The following is a 20,596-nucleotide window of genomic DNA, read 5'->3' as shown; positions in this document are numbered from 1 at the left end:
ATATTTCACAGGAGCTATAGACGATATCTATGACAACAAATTATGAACTATATAAGGTATTCTATTGGGCTGCCAAAACAGGCAGTTTGACCCAAGCCGCCAAAGCGCTATATATTACTCAACCAAGTGTCAGCCATGCCATCAAACAGTTGGAAGAAAGCTTTGGTCTCACGCTGTTTTACCGGAATTCCAAGGGAGTTGCGTTAACACAGGAAGGTGTAAGTTTGTATTCCTATATTGAACAATCCCAGATTTTGATCTCGCTGGCCGAGGAGAAAATGGCTGCATTGAAGAGTTTAGACAACGGAGAACTAAGGATTGGTGGCAGTGATTCGCTGTTCAAGCATTACATGCTGTCCTATCTGGAAGAATTTCATGTACTCTACCCCAACATCAAGCTGCATCTAAGTCATGGGACAACGCCGGAAGTTATCACGTTTTTGAAAGAAGGCAAAATTGATCTGGGTGTTGTGCGTATGCCTATCGTTGACCCACAACTTGAGGTCAGGGAAAGTATCCAGCTCAAAGACTGCTTTGTCGCGGGCGAACGTTATGCTCAACTTAAGGATAAAGTTATGACATTGGAAATGCTGCTGGAGCATCAGCTCATTCTTTTCTCCAGAAACAGCCGGGTTCGGATGGCAATTACGGAGCTGTTCAACAGCTATGGCTACACACTCAAACCTGAAATTGAGGTCGGCAGTGTGGATTTGTTAATCGAATTTGCACGGAGGGGGTTGGGCATATCGTATGTCACCCGTGAATTTATTTCCAAAGAGCTGGAAGAAGGCTCTCTCTTCGAAATTCAGCTGGATGTTGCTCTGCCCCCTTCACATGTGGGCATCATGACCAAGCGTAATATGCCAATTTCACTGGCAGCCAACCGGTTTATGGATCTCATTTTCAAGGCGGATTAAGATTCGTCGGTCTGCTGGTGTACAAAAAAAGTGCCTCGTCATCCCAAAAGGATGATGAAGCACTTTTTCTCATCTTAATTCAAGCTCTCTCAATCTGATCTCAATTCTCTCAGGAATCATAGCAAACAGTTGCTGCCAGGGCATGAATACACTCGGCTCAAGTACAAACTCCTCAAACTCCATAGAGGGAACAAACGCCTTGGTCTGCAGAAAACTCCGCACGCTGGCGTCAATTTCTTCATTGGTCTGGAAATAATCTTTGAACATCTCGTTTACGAGCAGACCATCACAACCCGCATTGGCGCCTGCTGCACTATACAAATCTGGCAACAGTTCAAACACCACAGGGATCGGAGAAAAAGCATGTTTGCCTGGCTGCGAGTATAAACACACATGGCGTCCAACCACATTAACTCGATCTTTCAGCAATCCCCGAAGTACTCTCCCATGGAAGCTGGCTTCACAGTCCACGACTTCACCGTCATGGCCCACATATATCCACACATGCTCCATTTCGTACAAATGCCCAATTTCATAATCCCACCAAATCGAAAATTCAATCACATATTGGACCGCCTCAACCGGAAAATGAATCTCCCGTTGAAATGACGGTGAAGGTCCTGATTGATTCAGAATGGAAACGCCTACAAAATCCGGGTAAAAGGGTTCATTTCGATCAAACATCAATACAGGTGCATAGCTCATCGCGGTTTCCAGCATTTCCTGCTCAGTCATGGTCATGGATCGTCCCTCCACATTCTTTGAGTGCTACTACTGTAACAAGCCAATGTTATGCCTATCTTAACAGAGAATCCGGAATGTGTTAATTGGAACAAAATTTAAGCCCGTAACCGGAAAATTTTCCGGTCACGGGCCTGAAATCGGTCATTTGATAGGAGAACGAAATAACGTTATCCCTTTGAATTTTTGGAAGATTTGGAAGCTTTGATCGCCTGATCGGAAACAGAATCCACACATCCAATCGGCGGTCCCAAAATCGCGTCATTTTTGATGGATGCCACTGCCGTCCTGTACGCCTCCTCATCAATACAGTATGCACGATGGGCAACTTCAGGCGGTGTTGCAGCCAGGAAGTCAGCCCCCAGCACAATGTCCGGTGTAGGTTGATCAAAAATCGTCAACAAGTGCACATCATCGGTCTCTGCCACAAACCAGTGAAACCATCCTTGAGGGAATATCGAAACCTGACCTGGCTTCAAGTGATAACTTATCCGCTCCCGCTTGAACGGATCGTAGACAGAGGTGGTAATTTCACCATTGATCAGAACGACCATCTCGGTCACATTTGTATGCCAGTGTGGCTGCACAATAATACCTTTGCTCATGTGTACATTGAAGAATCCATTTTTGATTGTAGGCAGCTGCGGTCCAAACAATTGGGTAATATAATTGCGCGAATCTCGCTGATAATTCAACACCGCTGTGGAATCGGCCGCCAGCTGAACATTCGGGGCTTGCAGAATCGGATTAGTCATACCGCTGTTTCCTCCTTATAGGCATACATCTCATTGTTGTACTGTATGCGCTAATTAGCGGAGATAATACCGAGGACACGGCTCCAATGTAATTTTTATCGAACCGTGTAACTTACATCCATTCATTAGGTGAAAATCATCCACTCTCAAGTAAAATACAAAAACACCCTTTTCCTGTTGAAAACAGGTCTGGGGCGTTAATTGTTTTATTTTATCTATAGGCTTGGCTTAAATTAAGCAAGACCTGGGTATCTTCCCCCTGCGGCAAATCCTTTGGGAGATATCCGTTCAATCTCAGCCCATTCATCATTGGTGAAAGAAACGTGCAAGGCACCAAGATTCTCATGAACTCTCTCCAAACTGCGAGTACCAGAAGATTTTCTCTTACTTTTATCTGTAAAACGGGCTCAAAGATAAAAGGCTGACTCCATGTAGGAATCAGCCTTTTATCCTTTTCGTATCCATTCTCAATCATTCTACGGTGCTTCAACAGTTGTTCCATAATACTCACAATCCGTCGATTGCTTCCGATATACCTTCGCCTTCGCCCCACATCCCGGACAACTCACCGAAACCTTCCATCGGGAATCAACAAAATGGTCATGGTGTCTATTATGTAATTTAGGAGATCCTCATCGTTGTTCCACAATACTCACAGTCCGAAGACAAATTCGGATAAACCTTTACCTTTGCCCCACACCCCGAACAATTCACAGATACAGGTTCTTGTGGTTCCTCGTATTCATGATTGTGGTACTCATCTTCATAATACCCTTCATCATCATATTCCTCTTCATTGTCATAATGGTAGTGATAATGATCAGCCTTGGGATGGAATTTAGGTCGACTACACATTTTAATTCCTGTAACAAGTACGATAACGCCAGGTATAAAAAGAATAATCGTACTAATAATAGCCATTTCGGTTCCCTGGGATATTAATAATATAGATAATAAGATGGTCAGAGATGAAAGTATAATGAATATAATTCCAAAAAATTTCTTCACAGCTTTTCCTCCTATGAATTTATGATTTGCTTGTCACGATCTGTTGATTCCGCTCTTTCAAACGGGACTTTAATCGGAATAGTTGTGAAGCAAGATGCTCGCTATTCACCAGTTCCCCTGCTTCGTAATGAGTTGAAAGCTCACTGTTTATCTTTTCAATATCCATCAAAATCTGGCGGTCATTATATTCAAGTGAATGTGGAGTGATCGGGTCACTATATTTTACAAGTTCTATTAATGTTTGAACGGTCTTCCTCTCTTCTTCCGCAGTCAGAACGGTATGGCGCTCCATCGTGTGAAGCAGCTGCTGCAACGCGTTCTCAATCAAATGTAGATTGACCAATTTCGTTTGCTCAACGGCTTCATTACGACGTGTACTTTTAATAAAGATCAAAATGATGCCACACAGAATGAGGGCGATAGCTAAAGTTACTGTATGTAACAAAACGAACCAGCGTAGACCATGATCTGCTAAACCTGTAAACAGAGAATATATCATTACACAAATCAGATACATCACCAACACGATGCCTAACGCTGTGTAACCAGGAACCAATTGTTTAAAGCGATCCATATGTAGCATGACATACCTAATATAAATCCAAATCGCCGTAATCGCGACATAAGTAGCCACAAGATTCATCCAGAAAGAAAACGATACAATGGCATGATTAAACACTGTAAAAGAAACGACTGAGGCTACAAGCATGCTGATCAGATAGATGGCATCCAAAATGAAAAGGTTGCTCCGTTTAATTATCACTATGCCTGCCCTCCATCTTGCAGATTGTTTCCGCAATCCAGACAGAACTTCTGACCGGGCTTCACTTCGTGTTGACATTGACTGCATTTCAAGGACAGACTGGAGCCGCAATTGCCGCAAAATTTAGTTTGGCCCGAATTGATATGATTGCACTTGGGACATGGGCTAGGCATCGGTTCGTGACACTGAACACATTCCAAAGCATTCTCCGCATTGTCTGCCCCGCAGGATGGGCATGCATGATATTTGTCACCACAATTAGGACAAAATTTGGTCCCTTTTTGCAAGGCATGTCCACAGTTGTTACAACCGGTCATTGCTGATTTTTCGGCAAGTGAATTGCCACATTTGCTGCAAAAAGAACTATGCTCCTGGTTCGGATGACTGCAATGTTTGCATATGCGTACAGCAGGTGTTTCCGTGGTAGCCATCACTTTGGACATCTGGGACATCTCGCTGCTGAATGATCCTCCCAGTCCAACACCCATCCCCATACCAAGCCCTGCACCCATTATATCCGATTGCATGCTTCCTTCATTTTTGGCTGCACCTTCAAGCGTATCGAATGAACGCTCCTGTTGATAGGTATACCCGATAATATCCATTTCAGCTTTGCGTGCCAACGCTTCTCTCAAACGAATGACCGAAGGGTCCTCTTCAGGCAGATTGACATTGTGGATATACAGGTTGATTAATTCAATACCAAATTCTTCGAAAGCAGATGCAATCGTATCAGCAAAATGTCGTGATATTTCTGCGATATAAGCATTGATTTCCAGTACACTTACTTTTCTATGTATTAGATAGGAAGACAGCATGGAGTTAATGTTCATAATAATTAGTCCGCGAAAGTAATTGACCATATTAGCCTGGTTAAATTCAGGCAGTGTTCCCACAAGTTTGACCAGAAATTTGCGAGAGTCTGCTATTTTTATTCCCATCTGTCCAAATGCTCTCACGGGAACGATAATATTATATTTTGGGTCCTGTACCTGAATTGGATTTGCTGTTCCCCATTTCACGTCTAGTGCGCTTACTTGGTTGACGTACCACACTTCTGCTGCAAAAGGTGATTTACCTCCGAACGGAAGGTTAACGAGCCGGTTTAAGATCGGGATATTCGCTGTACTTAGCGTATGTCTTCCTGGCCCGAACATATCAAGCGCTCTTCCATCCTTAAAGAGGATCGCCTGTTGGGATTGATTCACAATCAACTGGGTCCATGTTCCCAATTCATTCTCAGGATGTTTCCAAGCAAATACATCTGGTGAACCGTCATACTTGATTACGTCAATAATGGCCATTTCTCTTCCTCACTCCAGTAGTAGAATACTATAATTTCATTGAAACAATTGTACTAACAATCGATTTCTAACAATCTAAAGTTAAACTATTTTAAATCTTATTTATCTGCTAATCTTTCAACAAAAATGTTTTTTCATGTTTAGGCATTGCTATTTTACCATTTATAACCTCCTTTCGCACTAATTTAGTTCATATTTCATGAGATATTTTTCCTATAGATGAATGGTATAGACACTAAAAAACCTCCTGTATATCGACAATATACAGAGGTTCTTGTGATGGTGGAGTCCCTCTGGTTAATTCAGGAGATTATCCATATATGATGCGGGATTGGCCATGAACGCTTCGAATGTGGAGATCGTTCCAATCTCCTGATGTTCAATATCTGCGTAACCAATCATTTTTTTGCTTGGATTCCAGACGATTAGGATATGGGAGTACTGATCCACGTCAGAGGATATACGCAGCAGTTTCTTTCTGCCCATCTTCATTTCAACCGTATCGACCAGATGGAAGAATTCGATGTATCCCACGCCGGACGAATTGTCCGGCAAGTCGATTCTTCGCGGACCTTCCGTTAGAAAACGGATTAATGCATCAGGCAGCTTGTACGATTTGAGCACATGCAATTTATTGCTCAGATTGTGAAAGTCTTGAGGCTCATGAGCTTTCAAATACTCTGCCATTTCAGCATTCTTCTGACTGATCGCAATCGTATATGCCCGCTCCCCATCCTTCTCTTGAATAGTTACATCCGCTCCACGCTCTACCAGAAATTGAACCATCTTCATATTGTTGTTGCGAGCCGCTACCGTAAGCGGTGTAGCCTTGTATGGATACACCATATCGGACTCGTTGTAATTGATGTCCACGCCCTCGTCCAGCAAATACTGAACCATCTTCATATCGTGATTCGAAACGGCTTTTCGTAATGTTTTCCCACCATATTTTCGAATATCCAGTCCGAGGTCCTTCAGCACTGCGATGTTCTTTTTGTTACCGTAATAGGCTTCATCATACGCATTCGACTTCACCCTGCTCAAACCGTTCAATCTGGCACCCTTCTGATGCAAATATCGGATGATCTCTTCCCCGCCATATCTGACCGCCTTGAGGATTGCTGGATTATCCTTCACATTCAGGTTTACTCCGTTATCTACCAACAGCTTGACCACTGCCTGTTGATTGGTGATTAGAGCAATATCCAATGGCGTCAACGCTATGTATTTACTGAGCGTAATTTCTCTTTCGAGATCCATGCCCTGTTTAATAAATTCTTCTACACCAATAACATCTCCCTTGTAAATCGCTGTGGCGTGATCAGGCAACGTTTCAAACGTACCTTGATTTCCGATTTTGAACAAAAGGTGTTACCTCCCTCTGGTTAAATATCTCATGACTACTAGTCCTGTAATGCTCATTATTATTAGTATACCTGCTATCCTTTTCATTTGTACAAACCTCTACCAAAATCATGATTCCAGTCCTAAAGCCTTTCATACAAACCAACCCCGAAACATAAAGTTCCGGGGCCAATATCATCCTTTAAATTACACAATCAATCATGCGCTGAATTCTCTTCCCGGCCAACGCCGATATATGATCCTACGGTCGAAGCTAGTGCTCCACCTTCCACCAAAAGCGGGTTAAAGACACGTTCTGCCAAAAATCCTGCGAGACTATAGGATACAATAAAACCCAATTGGGATAGAATGCCGATGATTCCCCACACCCTGCCTTGTTTCTCTTTGGGTATGTTATTGCGAACCAATACATCTGCACTCATGTTGACAAAAGGCAGTGAGGCCAAAAACCTTATTTTAGGACAAATTTAGTCTGTTTTGACTTAGTCTCGTCTCACCCATACTGCCCGAACGTAAATGCTTCAGCGGCTGAGATGTGACTAAAACGCCAAAGCACACGGTTGCAAAAAATACAACGATGGCAAATATGAAGACAGGCGCAAACAATGTTATGCCCTAGTGCAACCATGTCATGGGAGGAGCTGCCCCCATGTATAGCAACATGACCAGAATGACTACAGCTGCGACTAGCCCATCGTTCAACGCATTCAATAACTGAATCAGTCTGTGGTCCAGTTCTTACTAATCCCTGAGTCTGAGATGAATGAATTGAGAACTTATTTATTCCTATGCTAAGATAATGATTCAAACCTTTTTCTAATGAATACTCAATTTATGGGGTAAGTCCCAAATAAGAAAGGACACTATGAATCCTTCATCCATACCATCCATGTTGCATCAAATCATCCCGCCGCTGGATCTGCGCAGTTGCTTAGTCAGTGTACGTGGCGAAATCATTTACGAGCACTACCGCAATCAAGAAGCAGCAACCCATATTGCCAAAATCAATTCCTGCACCAAAAGTGTGCTGTCCGCACTCATATGTATTGCGATAGATCACGGGTGGCTGCCCGAAGCTCCTACTCCAATCTCCACCTTTTTCCCGCAGTTGGTGTCAGACCCTGACTCCCGCAAACCGGAGATTACATTAGAGCAGTTATTAACGATGACGGCTGGATTCAACTGGGACGAATTCGGAGGACAGAATTCATTTCCTCGTATGACTCGTACGGATCACTGGGTGAACTTTGCGTTGGAGCAACGTTTAAGTCATGTGCCAGGTACATATATGGAATACAATTCGGGGGTATCACAAATATTGTCTGCCATCCTCATGCAAAGTACAGGAATGTCCGTAGCCGAGTTCGCGGAACGTTATCTATTTGGCCCTTTGGGAATACAACAGTATGAATGGGAAAGCGACCCACAGGGTGTACATACCGGAGGGTTCGGCTTAAAGATGTTGCCGGAGGATTTACTGAAATTCGGACAACTGTTTTTGCAACAAGGCATGTGGAACGGGCAGTCGCTGATTTCGAGTGATCTTGTTAGCCGCTCTACAAAACCTGCCATTTCGGTTACTCCACCCAATCATGGTAGTTACGCTTGGCATTGGTGGGTGGATGCTTATACCAACGAAACTTCAGAAGCTAAGGTTGCGGAACAGCCCACTTCCATACTCCACTATTATTACGCCCGTGGATTTGGTGGACAATTTGTATATATCGTCCCGTCCCTGGAACTCGTTGCCGTACTCACCAATGACAAAAGAAAGAAGGAAAAACCTCCGCTGGATGTGTTCCCCAAACGAATTGCACCCCAATTGGTGAAATTCTTATAGACCTTTTCTTTGAGTTGTGAATCAAACCAAATAACCCCATAGCTTACCCGGCATTCACCGGTAACTATAGGGTTATTCCATTACTTCGTACATCGATCCTCAGCCAAGTTCATCTCACCAAAGCCTCTTCCACAGCCATGGTTATGGGATACGGACCGGATTCTTTGTTGGAGAGGACAACAACTTGCAGGTTGTGATCTGGATATACGGAAGACATGAACGACACGCCAGGATCGAAACCCATCACATGATATTTAAATAACGCTTCCCCTCTCCGATTAATCCAGATCCCTTGCCCATAATAGGTTTCATCATCCTCATGGACATATGGCGTGATTAACTTTCCCGTCGTTTCTTCGCCCAACAGTTCATTACTGAATAACGCATTCCAGAAACGAATCATATCCGGCGCTGTTATATAAGCTCCACCATCAGCCCCACCCTTAACAGGAATGGAAAAAATGTTACTGGTCCAGGAGCCATCCTCCTGATCCATATATCCGATCGCAGTATTACGGGGAAGACGATCTGTCTCGAAGTAGCCCGAATCCGACATGCCGCACTTGTTAAAAATATTTTGCTCTACGTAGTCTGTAAACGACTGCCCCGTGTGCTCTTCAACAATGAGACCCAATACGATAAATGCCGCATTATTATAATGGAACCGTTCACCCGGGGCTGATTTCATGGGCTGATGCTGAAACATTGGCAGAAAATCATTCAACTGCCGCATCGAATAGACGGGTCGTTCCTTCCACAACTCAGCGAAATCCTCCATCACTTCTTCATCAAAATAGTCCGGGATGCCTGAAGTATGGGTTAACAGCTGATGAATTGTAACTCCTTGATCCCATAGAGGAAACTTAATGCTCAAGACATCTGCCAATCTGAAATCATACGATAATTTTCCTTGTTCAATCAATTGGCAAATACTCACTGCCGTAAAAATCTTGCATCCAGATGCAATGCCAAACCGTGTATGTGGCTGATTCAAACGTTCATCACTTCGATTGGCATATGCACGAGTCGTACTTAATAGGGTATGTCCGTTTTGTTTTATCAATACTACGCCCGAAAAATCAACGTTCTCCATCACTTCTGTTATTCTGCGTGTCAGATCCGTTATACGCTTCATCATCGTCCACCTAACTTTTTTCAATTCGATTTCCATGCTCAGATGCTGCTCAATCACGTTTTTGTTTCAATGTTAAGGAGTCCATTACCGCAAGCCTTGCAGATCAGCCGCTGAACTTCCAACCTCCGTCTTCCTATCACGGGAAGATCTCGTATTTATTAAATAGTATAACGTCGCGTAGATCGTAAGAATAAACGTGCCAAAGAACATACAGAAAGCCAGCGATGGACGACTTACACTTTCATGCATAAGTTCAACCAACGTCTCACGATTGGTTAACGCATCCCAGCTGTTCAAGCGATATACACGTCCAAGCAGAACACCGTAACTCCCCAGTGCACAACCCCCTAGCACAAAGATCCATGAAACCCATCGTCCCATTTTGTGATGGATCACTTCCTGAAGCTGATACATCGAAAGGAATCCTAGCAATAAACCCGTCCAAACGAACATCAAGACAACAATTAAGTCATACCAGTACTTGTAATCCAATCCATTGGCTCCGCCATAATAGCGGGAACTGCGTGCCGTCAGGTGAACAAGATCCGTTACAATGTAGGAAGAGTTCGGGAAGAACAATAACCAGAGCAGTCCGCTTGCAACGGCAAACCATGCTGCCCCTTTCCATTTAACATGGCTAAAACCATAAGCCATATAGGAGAATACAAAAGGAATCCAGCCCAGGAACAGGTTCCAGATAAGGAAGCGAAAATAGCGCTGATCCAGCCAATCCGCAGCCGCGTAATACAAACCCAGGGTCACCACTGTGACCACACTTAGAAAAATAAATACTTTAATATAATTCAGTTTTCTCAATGATATTTACCTCACTTGATCCTGAAATACATTCAGTTCCGAAAATATCGGATGATCTCTTCCTTGTTCTTTTCCACACGCAGATTTAGTCCGCGTTTATCCTTTAACCCATATTGCTGTAGTTCATGTCCCGGATCAAGCACCAACGGTTTCATTACTACATCTTCCAACAAGTTCATTGTCAGTTGATAGGTTTCACGCAGTTTATCCACCGGAATAATCGATTCATATCGCTTGATCAACTCAATCAGCCGTTCCGCATACACTAGACGCACCATACTGTCCGCACTCATCAGCTGTCTTGATGCGAATGCTGTGACTGCAGTAATAATCAGCGGATTTGCATGATATTTGGCAATTGACGTAAGCTCATCAACTGCGTCCCAGTTCATGATAGATAATCCAGCGGTTAACTGACCTATTCTTTCATCCATCCATGTCTGCTCCAGCTCTTGCGGCACATCCCATTGCTTATAGTCTGTATAAACACCACCACGATGCATCTGAATAGCGCTCCCATAATGTTTAACGAATATCCCTTTGGGAACACTCCAATCGGTTTCCATCCAACCACCACCATACCTGTCTCTATTTTCGCTTATAACCGGCACACAATACATAAATTTACTGTTGAAGACCATACTAGGATCATACCATTTCCCAAAGGAGAATCAAATTCACAATGAATCCAAATTCAATGCAGCCTCCAAACCGAATGCAACCTGCTAACAACGCAAATTCAGACTTCACATCCCACTTGAACCATGGCGGGCATGAAATGTTTGATATGCATGAAATTCTGTCAGGGGCCATCAACGTATTGGATCAATACATGATGTTTAGAACATTTGTACAAGACACTGAACTTCTCGGCATCCTTGATCGTCAATACAATTTCATGTTATCCCAATACAATCTGACTGCAGAATGTTTCTCCACTGGACACAAACCTCATCAGGAGACAGCAACTTACATGATCCCAAATATCGTTCCGCCTGTATATGGCCTCAAGCCGTCCGCACCGAAAAAGCCGAATCAATCCCTCACCGATGTCAAAGATGCTGGAATCAGCGGTCATATGCTGGGTTTGATCAAATCACACGCTTCTCTACTGGCCATGTCTGCGCCTGAAATTACAAACGGAGCCGTGCGGAGAGTCATCGCTTCCCAAGTGCAACACTTTATTGAGATGGCCTACGAAATTTTCATGTATCAAAATCAACACGCCTATTACCAAGTTCCGCAACTGAATGCAAATGATACCAAGCAGATGCTTCAGGCCTACGTCCCTGCAAATGGGGCCCCTCAGATGCCACAGAACAATAAACCACCTCTGCATTAATCTAAAATAAGCTTAATCAACAAAGAACAGCTTCTTCAACCCACTCAAGGTTGAAAGATGCTGTTCTTTGTTATTTCCAGAATCATCTCATGTTTGCAGCATATCTTGAATAACACATTTTATTTTCAAGGAATTCTACCTTGATTCGATTACCAAAAACTGGTTTAATCAGAATGTGGTCACAACTACTCATTATGTAACATGGGAGGTTTTTGAATGCGATTGAATCCAACGATTAAAATTGGTTTTCTAGCCATTACATTAAGCTTTACAACCATCTGTGCAACTCTTATAACATCTCAAACTACATTGGCTGCACCTGTCCCAGCTTCCAAAGCGGTATATCATCAATTTCAAATGTATTTAAAAAATGCAGTGAAATCCACGCCCAGTCTGGTTCAAGCACGTAAATATCTATTGAATCATATCGATGAAGTCGGCCCCTGGCAGGCCACCCTGATGACCCTTCAACTGGAGAATTTGCAAAAGATCAGACTGGCTGACTTGGATCAAAAAATGTATACGGAACCGTTTCAAAGCGTTCTCTATGAAGCCCATACCAACATAGGTTATGAACAAAAGCTTACATATAGCAGTCTGCTCAAAGTGATTAAAGAACCGGCGGTTCGCAAGCTCTTGCAGGAAGCCTCCGATCTGGGATTCAAACTGGAAACCAGTGAAGGTCTATACTATCCTATCATCAATTATGAGATGTACAAAAAGTTTCAGCCCTACGTGAAACCTGACATTGTTGCTTACATTGATATTATGGCTGCGGAATCCAACCAGCCCACAACTTCCGATGCGGCCTTTATCATAACCTGGGATGAACTCATCCAGCGTACTCTAGAGAAGGAAGCTTTTCTGAATAACTTTCCAAGCTCTAATCGTGCGTCAGCAGTCAAGAATTCACTGTACGTTGGTTACCTGTTTTATGGAAGTGATAACTCTCCTGCCTATGACTGGTACACGGAAGAAGAAATTCGTACTATCGATCCAGAAGTGAAAAAAGCATATGAAAAGGCTGTGGCAAATAGGGAGCGCAATACGAAGAGTGTACTTCTGGATACAGTGGAGAGGATAATGCATCTTCTCGATGAGAGTAACGACGAACTCACCCCAGAAATCAAAGAAATCACTGACCATGTTGAAAACCTATTTGCCAATGATTAATAAATATTAACCGGTCCAAAGTGGATGAATGTTAGTTTACAATAAAATTAGCTACAGTCTTAAAGCTAAAAAAGCGGCACTCCTCTTTACAGGGTGTGCCGCTTTAACATGCCTTGAGCCCTTCTTATATCATTTCAGAAAAGTATTATCTCGATACCGATGTAAGTTTGTCTGGATTCACAACGAGATAGAACCCCTCTATTCTTTCTCCAAGAGAGTCCAGTTCCAAACACAGAACTTCGGACAACTGTCCGTTTTCCAGTAACGCAAGGTGCTGCTCTCCGTTGATATATGTGGGCACCCACTCTCGTTCTCGCAATCGGGTAAGTACCCGGCGAGAGGTCAACAAAGCGAGTACACCTTTATGAACTCTCATCGTTCTCATGACCGTATGCACACGTCCACCGCCATCTGCCGTAAAAACGGGTTGTTCGGCAAGCAGCTCAAGCATCTCGGAGACATCATAATTTAGAAAAGCGGTTGTAAAACGAGCCAGCAATTGCTTTTTTGCAGCATAATTTGCAGAACTCTGTTCCATCGGCGGAAGTCTATCGGGAAGCTTGCGTCTGGCCCGACTAAAGATCTGACGGCAGTTGCTCTCTGATTTGCCCAACCAATCCGCTATTTCCGTATATTCATACTGGAAAGCCTCACGAAGTACAAAAACGGCACGCTCTATCGGGGAAAGCTGCTCCAGCATAACCAAATAAGCATAGGAGATCATCTCCTTCTGCTGCACGGTTTCTTCCGGAATGTTCCCCATTTCACCATAACTTATCGGCTCGGGAAGCCATTCTCCAACATAACTTTCCCTTTGATTACGGGCAGAGTTTAGCAGATTCAGACTCCGGTTTACGATTAGTTTAGCAATATAGGACTTGGCATTACGGATATCATCAAGAGACTTGCTCTGAAGCTCTGCAAAACAATCCTGCACAATATCTTCAGCCTCCACAACACTGCCAAGCATGCGGTAAGCAATGGAAAAGGCATAGGCCTTATAACGAATATACAATTCACCAACTTCCAGAGAAGACACTTCTGGCTCATTGGTGAGGGGATTGAATTTCATGAGAATGGCCTCCTCTGGCAGATGGTCGAATGTTTACTTAATTAAAGCAGCCTGGATACATCCCTGTTGTAATGGCAATCCGGTTCCAGCTATTAATCGTGTTGATCGCCATGATCAGATCCACAAGTTCAGCCTCACTGAAATGTTCTCTAACTTTTTCATACAATTCAAGTGGTACCCCTTGTTCGGAAATAAGTGTTACGGCCTCAGCCAGCTCCAGCATAACACGTTCTTTTTCCGTAAACAAAGGCATCTCGCGCCACACGCTCAGCAGCAAAATGTGATCGGCATAATCTCCAAGCTTCAACAGATCTTTGGCATGCATATCAAGACAGAACGCACAACCATTGATTTGGGATACACGGATTTTCAGCAGCTCATATAACGGTTTGTCTTCAAACTGACCTGAAATGTGCTGCTCCAATGCCATCATTGCTTTGAAAGCACCCTGGTTAGCCACTCTATAATTCACTCTTAAACTCATTGCATTCGCCTCCGTATTTTGGTCTACAACCTTAAGACAAATAAAGGCTCACATATGTGACACTTTTCTATAAAAAAAATTTTCAACATATTAGGGCAAAGAATATAGCTCGATCAATAATTAAGATAATTAATTTGCGTGGAGCTTGCCCGATATGAATATAGTTCACGTAAAGCGTTATGTATAAACAGAATTTTCCGTATTTATGTTAGCTGTTTGATGTATTGTTTGTGATTTTAAACAAATAATCCTTATACATATTGATACACGAAACAAAAGAGTAGTAACATACGGCTACAAAGTAAACTTTCCTGACATAAACAAATGAACGATTCATTATCCTAGCAAGGAGTGACTTCCATGATAACTTCCAATTCCAATCCTCAACTTACATTCGAACTGCCTCGCGGTTGTACGTTCTCCGCTGAAGACTGGCATGTATTATCTCAATATTGGTATCCGATTGCTCAGGCAAGCGAAGTGACAGATAAACCACTTGCCGCTCAATTGCTTGATGTCCGTTTGGTCCTGTATCGCAGCAACGATAAAGTTGTAGTCGCTAAGGATCTTTGTTTTCACCGTGGCGCTCCGCTCAGTAAAGGCTGGGTAGAAAATGGGGAAATCGTCTGTCCATATCATGGTTTCCGTTATAACTGTGAGGGTAAATGTACCGCCGTACCTGCACACCCCAGCTCCAAAATCTCCCCCAAACTGAAACTTATCGTATATCCTGCGGTTGAACGTTATGGCCTGATCTGGACTTCACTTGCGGGTACCGACGAGCAGATTCCTGCATTCCCGGGATGGGATGATCCAGATTATATTAATATCCTGCCCCCGAACTTTGATATCGCAGGTTCTGCTGGGCGTCAAATGGAAGGGTTTCTGGATGTATCCCATTTTGCCTACGTGCATACCGAGACGTTCGGGGACCGAAACAACACGGAAGTGCCCCAATACAAAGTAAAACGCGAAGGCAAAGAACTGCTTGCAGAATACTGGAGTTCTGTTAGCAACTATGGCAAAGGTCAAGATAATGTAGCACCCAAAGGTTTTCAGTGGCTGCGTGAATTCCGCGTATTTCCACCATTCGCCGCATCACTGACGGTTCACTTCCCGGAGAACGATAAGCTGAACATTCTGAACTGTGCCTCTCCCATCTCAGCACGTTTTACGCGGTTGTTCTGTCCGATTACCCGTAACTTTGACAAGGATGCTCCGATTGAAGATACCATTAAGTTTAACTTGCAAGTATTTGAGGAAGATCGGGAAATGGTGGAATCACAAAAGCCAGAGGATTTGCCACTGGATCTGCATGCAGAAGCGCATATTCCCGCAGACCGTACCTCTATCGCTTATCGTCAGTTATTGACAGAGCTTGGTTTGGGACGGAATTACACATCATAAAATAAATACAAATGAATACAAAAAGAAGCGTTCCTACGAACGCTTCTTTTGTATAGTTGCTACACTTTCACTCGTGACAATGTACTGGGTTTTACCCCATATAAATGCCTTATATCGGACACTTACCCTTGATTATTGGTGTTCACAGGAGGTTCTGTATAATACGGACAGCCTGGTTCGTGAATAATACGGGGATCAACCCATGTTCCCCAATATGGAAGGCGATTTACATACGGCTGTGCGTTAGGCTGACTATTTGGCTGCGGCATGTTTGTTGCCGGAGAAACTTGAGTAACACAGTCCACTGGCGGACCAACGATTACTTTTTTTTGAATTGGAGCAAGTGTTTCCTTCACCTTGTTCTCATCCAGACAATACGTATGGGCCAGAACACTCGCAGGTGTCAGTCGTAAAATATCCGAACCAAATATAGCTTCAGGAACCGGGGCATCGAAGATAGCCAGCAGATGGGTCTGATCTACCGTTGCAATTTCATAGTGCCACCAACCTTGCGGAACATTAGCTACTTGACCCGGAGTAATCGTAAAGTTCAGCAACTCATTAGTAAACGGGTTTATAAGGGAAACGACGGCGGAACCACTGATGCAATACACCAGCTCGGATGCATTCTGATGAATATGGGGTTCAACCACATTGCCTGTGCTAAGAAAAATGTCCAGTAAGGATACGTTACCCAAAGTGTTTAATTGATGAATGGAGAGAAAGTTAATATAGTTATTTACGTCTTTATGGAAGAAAGGATTCTGGTTCACGTCAAATGTAAATTGGGTGGTTGGTAAGGTATAGTCCATATAGGAAGTTGCCAAAATAAACGCCTGCCCTTCGCTCTCGGTTTAGGTGATAACCTATAACGCCAGCTTATGCTCTGGGCTTCTATGCGTGAGCCCATTTCTGCTGAAGGGTTATGATACAGCTACCAAATCTTATCCACCTTTACCCGTACCACGTTCTATTAAGCCCTCTGTGTCACTCCATTGCATCGCAGCATAGGCTAATATCATCAATCAAACACTGGAGGCATGCATCATGGCATACGGACCTGGTTCAGTTCCTATCCCGCCAACTGCGGGTTATCCTTACCCTTATTATCCACCGCCACCCTATCCATACCCCTACCCTTATCCATATCCCTATCCACCCATCGTGCCGTTTCCGCTGCCCTTTCCCATCGGACATATTGGAGGCCCAGGATGGCATGGCGGTTACCCGGGTGGTCCACACGGTCCATTCCCTGGAGGCGGCTATCCGGGCGGTCCACATGGCGGAGGACCCGGGGGCCCTGGTGGACCTGGCGGAGGTTTCCACGGCCATCGTTTCTTCCAATGGTAAAATAGCAATGCAGGAGCTGCTACCGGCAGCTCCTGTCTTTGTTCAACTTTCTTTTAAAACATCCAATGATGTCCTTCTTTCGAACAGCATCCTGCCTGCTCAATACTCAATCTCATTCATAATCTTCAGATTACGGTTGGACACTTCCAGCAAGTCAGTAAACGTCTCAGATACATAATAGACAAAGTCCGGATCATGCACATACATAATCACTTGCCCGTAGGTTCCTTTCTCTGTCGGATCAAAATCAAGCATCAAATACAGGGAGCCTCCCGCCATCGTTGCAAAAGGAATCCACGCTTTATGGAATAAGAAGGGCTTAATCTCCGGGTCCAGTTCGCTGATCTCTTCGTCAGAATAGTACTCGTCCAATTTCTCATCTACTTCACAGAAGTATTGTTTGGTTTCCCGAATTTCCTGCAATGACATCAGATAAAACGGATTACATTCCTCTGCCTCCGCATCACCCGGATACAAGATATGAAATGCATAACCACTGCCATCCTTCCGCTTATAGAAGGCACGAAAATCCTCCGGCAACCGGACGTCATACTCCGTTTCAAATGCATTTAGACTTTCCTCAGAGACACCCTCCCGATGCTGGTATTCCTCGTATAACTGCCGAATTTCATCATCATGGATTTTTTCGTTCAGGAGCTTATTCAACGCATCAAACAAATCATTCCATTTTGCATTAGCCTCAGGTGTCATACACCCCCCTCCCTTTTCAATTCTTTTCAACAACCCGTTCCCGCACATATTCCTGATATCCCCAGAACGCCTCTTCTTCCCCTCCGTCTTCGATCAGCACCATAACAGCGTAGGAAAACAGATCCAGCCAACGTTCCATCAACGCGACCTGTGCATCTGATATCAATCGATTACTACGCAACATTCCTTCAGGCTCGACGGCCCAAGCACGTCCAAGGTGGGTGATTCCCCACAGTGAAACCATAACTTCACGATCCAGGATAAATTGCTTTAGTTCAGGAGCTGCTTCTTCACGGTTCATATCAACCTCCACCTTACCCAATCTGTGATCTTCAATCACTGGTGTTCACCAACGTAAAGGTTCTTCTCCACGCCATAACACGTAGCGCTCAATTTCACGGAGGGTGCCTGTGCCTATGCCATACTCATCCATCTGATCAGAGTGCAGATCAAGAATATGCAGCATGCCCCCGAACGTACCCACTGCAAGCTTGGACTGGTCAGGAGAGCTCGCCAAGGAATAGATGGTGCTGCCTACAAAATGTCTCCACACTTCCTGCCCATCACCATTCACACAATATAAATATCCGTATGCGTCACCAAGCACCATGCCTGCACCCAACTCCACTGCAGCGTAAACACGGGCATTCTCATCCATTACAGGCCAATCTTCCTTACTCTCATTACCATCGATCGTTTCCAGCTGAACTTGTATTGTAGTACCGTTATAAAAGTGACAGGCATTAAACCATACCTCTGAGCTGTCTGCAGTGAATACCGCATAATGAGGATAGCTGGATTCAGGATAAAGGGAATACGTCTTATTTTGTTTGCGATCCAGAACCATATGGTTACTGACCTGGCTGCCGTAGGCAATCCAGCGACCGTCACGTGAGACTGCTGCATGGCCCATATCAATCTGTGTATCTTCCAACTCATATTCTTCGATCTCTGCCGGATCCGGGTGCAGCAGGGATACCTGATCTTGGTCTACCAGGTAGATTCCATAATTGGAGAAGATAAGAACGGATTTCCCATCATTGAATGGAATAAGTCCTTCAAGTGTGCGTTCCGGATGCTCACAGTCAGCAAGGGATTCAATGCGTGGCAAAGCCTTCTGAATACTGGATTGAATATCTTCCCAGCGATACACCGCAAGCTCGTGTCCTTCTAGTTGACGATCTGGTTGTCTGATGATACGAATACCTTCCGATCCGGCCAGCGCATAATCTACACCATCTGACGAACAACCTGCGAAGGTATACTGAGAGAATGGCAACCATCCGTTTGGATCAGCCGTATATACACAGCCATTCTCCGTGAAGGTGCCGGTTGTGAATACTATTGTTTCTGTGTTCAGATAACCTACCACCCGAACGGCCTGCATGGCAGATTGAAAATGTTCGTTCATTGGCCATGTTGCAGCAGGCAGTTCAAGCCGGAGCCGTTCCAAATCCCCTTGAAGATTGGCTTGCTTCACCATCTCCCACACCTTAGTGCTGATCTGCGTTCTGGCATCCTCCGCGAGCTCCGATTCATCCAGTTGTTCTCCTGCCATGCCTCTGCGTACAAATGCATTGACATCTTTTGCGTATCGTTTGCCTTCATTACGCCATGTTTCCGCAATTTCTTCGTTTATCCAACTCAATGATTATTCCTCCACTCCGCCTCTGTCCATAACTGTACAGTGATGTGCCAGCAAAAATTGATCCAGATCATGATCCGTTGCACCTTCCATCCCGTGCATTTCTTCATAGAAAAGCGCAATTTCCCTGCCGTTCGCATAATTAAAACGTAAATATCCACCCATGGAGACCCTAAAAAGCTTACATGTATACTCATTTTCCATCACTGCATCCCACTTGAATTTACTTTTACACAAATCGGCCAGTTTTTTCATGGAGCCTTCACGCTCAACGTTAACCAAGTGGTAGAACGTATGGTTTCGCAGCTCGTTCCACGGTTCAAAATACGCCGGGGTCAGCGGTTTGTCCTGATGGTAATATTCGCAATAGATCTGGTCCATTGTCTCTCCAAAGTCTGCTTCAGAGCATGTCCACAGAATAATATGCTCATCATGACGCGGGAGCCACAACAATCCCTTCACATCTGGATGAATCGCCAGGAAATCACCATCCACCGAACTGCCAATACTGATGCACTCCTGAAGCTGATCCTGAGTAACGGGTGTATCCTCCGTGTGCATCCAAAAATCATATTCAGCAAAAGGCTTCAGTACCTCCTGATCCGGCCGCTGCACATTCATCCAGCCCGTATACGTGCCTTCCCCGTATTGTTCCAGCCAGTGGCGATATGACGCAGGTAACGAGATGGAATGCCGTTCTTCAAAATGATCCAGTTCCTTAGCCGGTACGGGCTTCAACGCATGAGTTACTATATACATTCACGACAT

23 protein-coding genes are annotated in these 20,596 nt (G+C 44.2%); 6 read left to right on the top strand and 17 right to left on the bottom strand.

The window, feature by feature from the left end; all coding sequences use genetic code 11:
* Positions 1-29: 29 nt before the first annotated feature.
* Positions 30-917, top strand: a complete 888-nt coding sequence (locus tag MHB84_RS24565) for a LysR family transcriptional regulator (RefSeq protein ID WP_063563125.1) — start codon at positions 30-32, stop codon at positions 915-917.
* Between the two features lie 69 nt (positions 918-986).
* Here the strand turns inward: MHB84_RS24565 and MHB84_RS24560 are convergent, their stop codons facing one another.
* From MHB84_RS24560 to MHB84_RS24530, 7 genes are all read right to left on the bottom strand, one after another.
* Entirely contained in the window at positions 987-1,658 is a 672-nt protein-coding gene (locus MHB84_RS24560) for a hypothetical protein (protein WP_076289035.1), read from the bottom strand.
* 170 nt (positions 1,659-1,828) lie between these two features.
* Complete coding sequence (locus MHB84_RS24555) at positions 1,829-2,413, bottom strand: cupin domain-containing protein (RefSeq protein ID WP_063563127.1); 585 nt, start codon at positions 2,411-2,413, stop codon at positions 1,829-1,831.
* Between the two features lie 621 nt (positions 2,414-3,034).
* Positions 3,035-3,421 (bottom strand): hypothetical protein, encoded by a 387-nt coding sequence (locus MHB84_RS24550; RefSeq protein ID WP_076289034.1) that lies wholly within the window; start codon positions 3,419-3,421, stop codon positions 3,035-3,037.
* Positions 3,422-3,440: 19 nt separating this feature from the next.
* Positions 3,441-4,184, bottom strand: coding sequence for a hypothetical protein (locus tag MHB84_RS24545; protein WP_076289033.1), 744 nt, complete (start codon positions 4,182-4,184; stop codon positions 3,441-3,443).
* Entirely contained in the window at positions 4,184-5,488 is a 1,305-nt protein-coding gene (locus MHB84_RS24540; protein WP_076289032.1) for an SPFH domain-containing protein, read from the bottom strand. The genes MHB84_RS24545 and MHB84_RS24540 overlap by 1 nt, the downstream gene beginning before the upstream one ends.
* A gap of 297 nt (positions 5,489-5,785) precedes the next feature.
* The gene (locus MHB84_RS24535; RefSeq protein ID WP_076289031.1) at positions 5,786-6,853 is read right to left on the bottom strand and encodes an ankyrin repeat domain-containing protein; all 1,068 of its coding nucleotides are present in this window, start codon (positions 6,851-6,853) and stop codon (positions 5,786-5,788) included.
* 194 nt (positions 6,854-7,047) lie between these two features.
* On the bottom strand, positions 7,048-7,275 hold the full coding sequence (locus tag MHB84_RS24530) for a hypothetical protein (protein ID WP_310853489.1): 228 nt from the start codon (positions 7,273-7,275) through the stop codon (positions 7,048-7,050).
* 443 nt (positions 7,276-7,718) lie between these two features.
* Between MHB84_RS24530 and MHB84_RS24525 the strand changes: the two genes are divergently transcribed.
* Positions 7,719-8,693 (top strand): serine hydrolase domain-containing protein, encoded by a 975-nt coding sequence (locus MHB84_RS24525; protein ID WP_076289030.1) that lies wholly within the window; start codon positions 7,719-7,721, stop codon positions 8,691-8,693.
* A 109-nt stretch (positions 8,694-8,802) separates the two neighbouring features.
* Here the strand turns inward: MHB84_RS24525 and MHB84_RS24520 are convergent, their stop codons facing one another.
* From MHB84_RS24520 to MHB84_RS24510, 3 genes are all read right to left on the bottom strand, one after another.
* Entirely contained in the window at positions 8,803-9,831 is a 1,029-nt protein-coding gene (locus MHB84_RS24520) for a serine hydrolase domain-containing protein (RefSeq protein WP_076289029.1), read from the bottom strand.
* An 81-nt stretch (positions 9,832-9,912) separates the two neighbouring features.
* A complete protein-coding gene (locus tag MHB84_RS24515; RefSeq protein ID WP_076289028.1) occupies positions 9,913-10,644 on the bottom strand; it encodes a DUF1361 domain-containing protein in 732 nt (243 codons plus the stop codon).
* A gap of 32 nt (positions 10,645-10,676) precedes the next feature.
* On the bottom strand, positions 10,677-11,210 hold the full coding sequence (locus tag MHB84_RS24510) for a hypothetical protein (RefSeq protein ID WP_076289027.1): 534 nt from the start codon (positions 11,208-11,210) through the stop codon (positions 10,677-10,679).
* A gap of 149 nt (positions 11,211-11,359) precedes the next feature.
* Between MHB84_RS24510 and MHB84_RS24505 the strand changes: the two genes are divergently transcribed.
* Positions 11,360-11,986, top strand: a complete 627-nt coding sequence (locus MHB84_RS24505) for a spore coat protein (RefSeq protein ID WP_256716815.1) — start codon at positions 11,360-11,362, stop codon at positions 11,984-11,986.
* Positions 11,987-12,202: 216 nt separating this feature from the next.
* Positions 12,203-13,159 carry a hypothetical protein gene (locus MHB84_RS24500; protein WP_083678886.1) on the top strand — a complete coding sequence of 319 codons (957 nt, stop codon included), beginning with the start codon at positions 12,203-12,205 and terminating at the stop codon, positions 13,157-13,159.
* 145 nt (positions 13,160-13,304) lie between these two features.
* On the opposite strand, the gene MHB84_RS24495 is transcribed toward MHB84_RS24500, so the two are convergent.
* Together MHB84_RS24495 and MHB84_RS24490 are read right to left on the bottom strand one after the other, a co-directional pair.
* The gene (locus tag MHB84_RS24495) at positions 13,305-14,231 is read right to left on the bottom strand and encodes a sigma-70 family RNA polymerase sigma factor (RefSeq protein ID WP_076289026.1); all 927 of its coding nucleotides are present in this window, start codon (positions 14,229-14,231) and stop codon (positions 13,305-13,307) included.
* A gap of 37 nt (positions 14,232-14,268) precedes the next feature.
* Positions 14,269-14,715, bottom strand: a complete 447-nt coding sequence (locus MHB84_RS24490) for a carboxymuconolactone decarboxylase family protein (protein WP_076289025.1) — start codon at positions 14,713-14,715, stop codon at positions 14,269-14,271.
* A gap of 360 nt (positions 14,716-15,075) precedes the next feature.
* Here MHB84_RS24490 and MHB84_RS24485 point away from each other — a divergent pair, with 360 nt between their 5' ends.
* On the top strand, positions 15,076-16,122 hold the full coding sequence (locus MHB84_RS24485) for an aromatic ring-hydroxylating oxygenase subunit alpha (RefSeq protein WP_076289024.1): 1,047 nt from the start codon (positions 15,076-15,078) through the stop codon (positions 16,120-16,122).
* A gap of 122 nt (positions 16,123-16,244) precedes the next feature.
* On the opposite strand, the gene MHB84_RS24480 is transcribed toward MHB84_RS24485, so the two are convergent.
* On the bottom strand, positions 16,245-16,949 hold the full coding sequence (locus MHB84_RS24480; protein WP_076289023.1) for a cupin domain-containing protein: 705 nt from the start codon (positions 16,947-16,949) through the stop codon (positions 16,245-16,247).
* A gap of 220 nt (positions 16,950-17,169) precedes the next feature.
* On the opposite strand from MHB84_RS24480, the gene MHB84_RS24475 reads away from it, so the two are divergent.
* Entirely contained in the window at positions 17,170-17,472 is a 303-nt protein-coding gene (locus MHB84_RS24475; protein ID WP_076289022.1) for a hypothetical protein, read from the top strand.
* Positions 17,473-17,571: 99 nt separating this feature from the next.
* Here MHB84_RS24475 and MHB84_RS24470 read toward each other — a convergent pair whose 3' ends face one another.
* Genes MHB84_RS24470 through MHB84_RS24455 form a run of 4 tightly spaced genes read right to left on the bottom strand, consistent with a single transcriptional unit; the run spans position 17,572 to position 20,587 of the window.
* A complete protein-coding gene (locus tag MHB84_RS24470) occupies positions 17,572-18,183 on the bottom strand; it encodes an SMI1/KNR4 family protein (RefSeq protein WP_076289021.1) in 612 nt (203 codons plus the stop codon).
* A gap of 16 nt (positions 18,184-18,199) precedes the next feature.
* Positions 18,200-18,484, bottom strand: a complete 285-nt coding sequence (locus MHB84_RS24465) for a hypothetical protein (protein ID WP_076289020.1) — start codon at positions 18,482-18,484, stop codon at positions 18,200-18,202.
* A 45-nt stretch (positions 18,485-18,529) separates the two neighbouring features.
* A complete protein-coding gene (locus MHB84_RS24460; protein ID WP_076289019.1) occupies positions 18,530-19,831 on the bottom strand; it encodes a hypothetical protein in 1,302 nt (433 codons plus the stop codon).
* Between the two features lie 3 nt (positions 19,832-19,834).
* A complete protein-coding gene (locus MHB84_RS24455; RefSeq protein ID WP_076289018.1) occupies positions 19,835-20,587 on the bottom strand; it encodes an SMI1/KNR4 family protein in 753 nt (250 codons plus the stop codon).
* Positions 20,588-20,596 lie beyond the last annotated feature (9 nt).

The organism is Paenibacillus sp. FSL F4-0087 (genome assembly GCF_038020215.1).
Lineage (GTDB): Bacteria > Bacillota > Bacilli > Paenibacillales > Paenibacillaceae > Paenibacillus > Paenibacillus taichungensis.
The sequence above is the reverse complement of the archived record's forward strand: the minus strand, read 5'-3'. Positions and strand labels throughout refer to the sequence as shown.

What these genes read in the sequence shown, in the direction of transcription:
- MHB84_RS24565 (WP_063563125.1), top strand. Translation starts at nt 30, where the DNA reads ATGACAACAAATTATGAACTATATAAGGTATTCTATTGGGCTGCCAAA.
- MHB84_RS24560 (WP_076289035.1), bottom strand. Translation starts at nt 1,658, where the DNA reads ATGACCATGACTGAGCAGGAAATGCTGGAAACCGCGATGAGCTATGCA.
- MHB84_RS24555 (WP_063563127.1), bottom strand. Translation starts at nt 2,413, where the DNA reads ATGACTAATCCGATTCTGCAAGCCCCGAATGTTCAGCTGGCGGCCGAT.
- MHB84_RS24540 (WP_076289032.1), bottom strand. Translation starts at nt 5,488, where the DNA reads ATGGCCATTATTGACGTAATCAAGTATGACGGTTCACCAGATGTATTT.
- MHB84_RS24530 (WP_310853489.1), bottom strand. Translation starts at nt 7,275, where the DNA reads ATGAGTGCAGATGTATTGGTTCGCAATAACATACCCAAAGAGAAACAA.
- MHB84_RS24525 (WP_076289030.1), top strand. Translation starts at nt 7,719, where the DNA reads ATGAATCCTTCATCCATACCATCCATGTTGCATCAAATCATCCCGCCG.
- MHB84_RS24520 (WP_076289029.1), bottom strand. Translation starts at nt 9,831, where the DNA reads ATGATGAAGCGTATAACGGATCTGACACGCAGAATAACAGAAGTGATG.
- MHB84_RS24510 (WP_076289027.1), bottom strand. Translation starts at nt 11,210, where the DNA reads ATGGAAACCGATTGGAGTGTTCCCAAAGGGATATTCGTTAAACATTAT.
- MHB84_RS24505 (WP_256716815.1), top strand. Translation starts at nt 11,360, where the DNA reads ATGCAACCTGCTAACAACGCAAATTCAGACTTCACATCCCACTTGAAC.
- MHB84_RS24500 (WP_083678886.1), top strand. Translation starts at nt 12,203, where the DNA reads ATGCGATTGAATCCAACGATTAAAATTGGTTTTCTAGCCATTACATTA.
- MHB84_RS24495 (WP_076289026.1), bottom strand. Translation starts at nt 14,231, where the DNA reads ATGAAATTCAATCCCCTCACCAATGAGCCAGAAGTGTCTTCTCTGGAA.
- MHB84_RS24490 (WP_076289025.1), bottom strand. Translation starts at nt 14,715, where the DNA reads ATGAGTTTAAGAGTGAATTATAGAGTGGCTAACCAGGGTGCTTTCAAA.
- MHB84_RS24485 (WP_076289024.1), top strand. Translation starts at nt 15,076, where the DNA reads ATGATAACTTCCAATTCCAATCCTCAACTTACATTCGAACTGCCTCGC.
- MHB84_RS24475 (WP_076289022.1), top strand. Translation starts at nt 17,170, where the DNA reads ATGGCATACGGACCTGGTTCAGTTCCTATCCCGCCAACTGCGGGTTAT.
- MHB84_RS24470 (WP_076289021.1), bottom strand. Translation starts at nt 18,183, where the DNA reads ATGACACCTGAGGCTAATGCAAAATGGAATGATTTGTTTGATGCGTTG.
- MHB84_RS24465 (WP_076289020.1), bottom strand. Translation starts at nt 18,484, where the DNA reads ATGAACCGTGAAGAAGCAGCTCCTGAACTAAAGCAATTTATCCTGGAT.
- MHB84_RS24455 (WP_076289018.1), bottom strand. Translation starts at nt 20,587, where the DNA reads ATGTATATAGTAACTCATGCGTTGAAGCCCGTACCGGCTAAGGAACTG.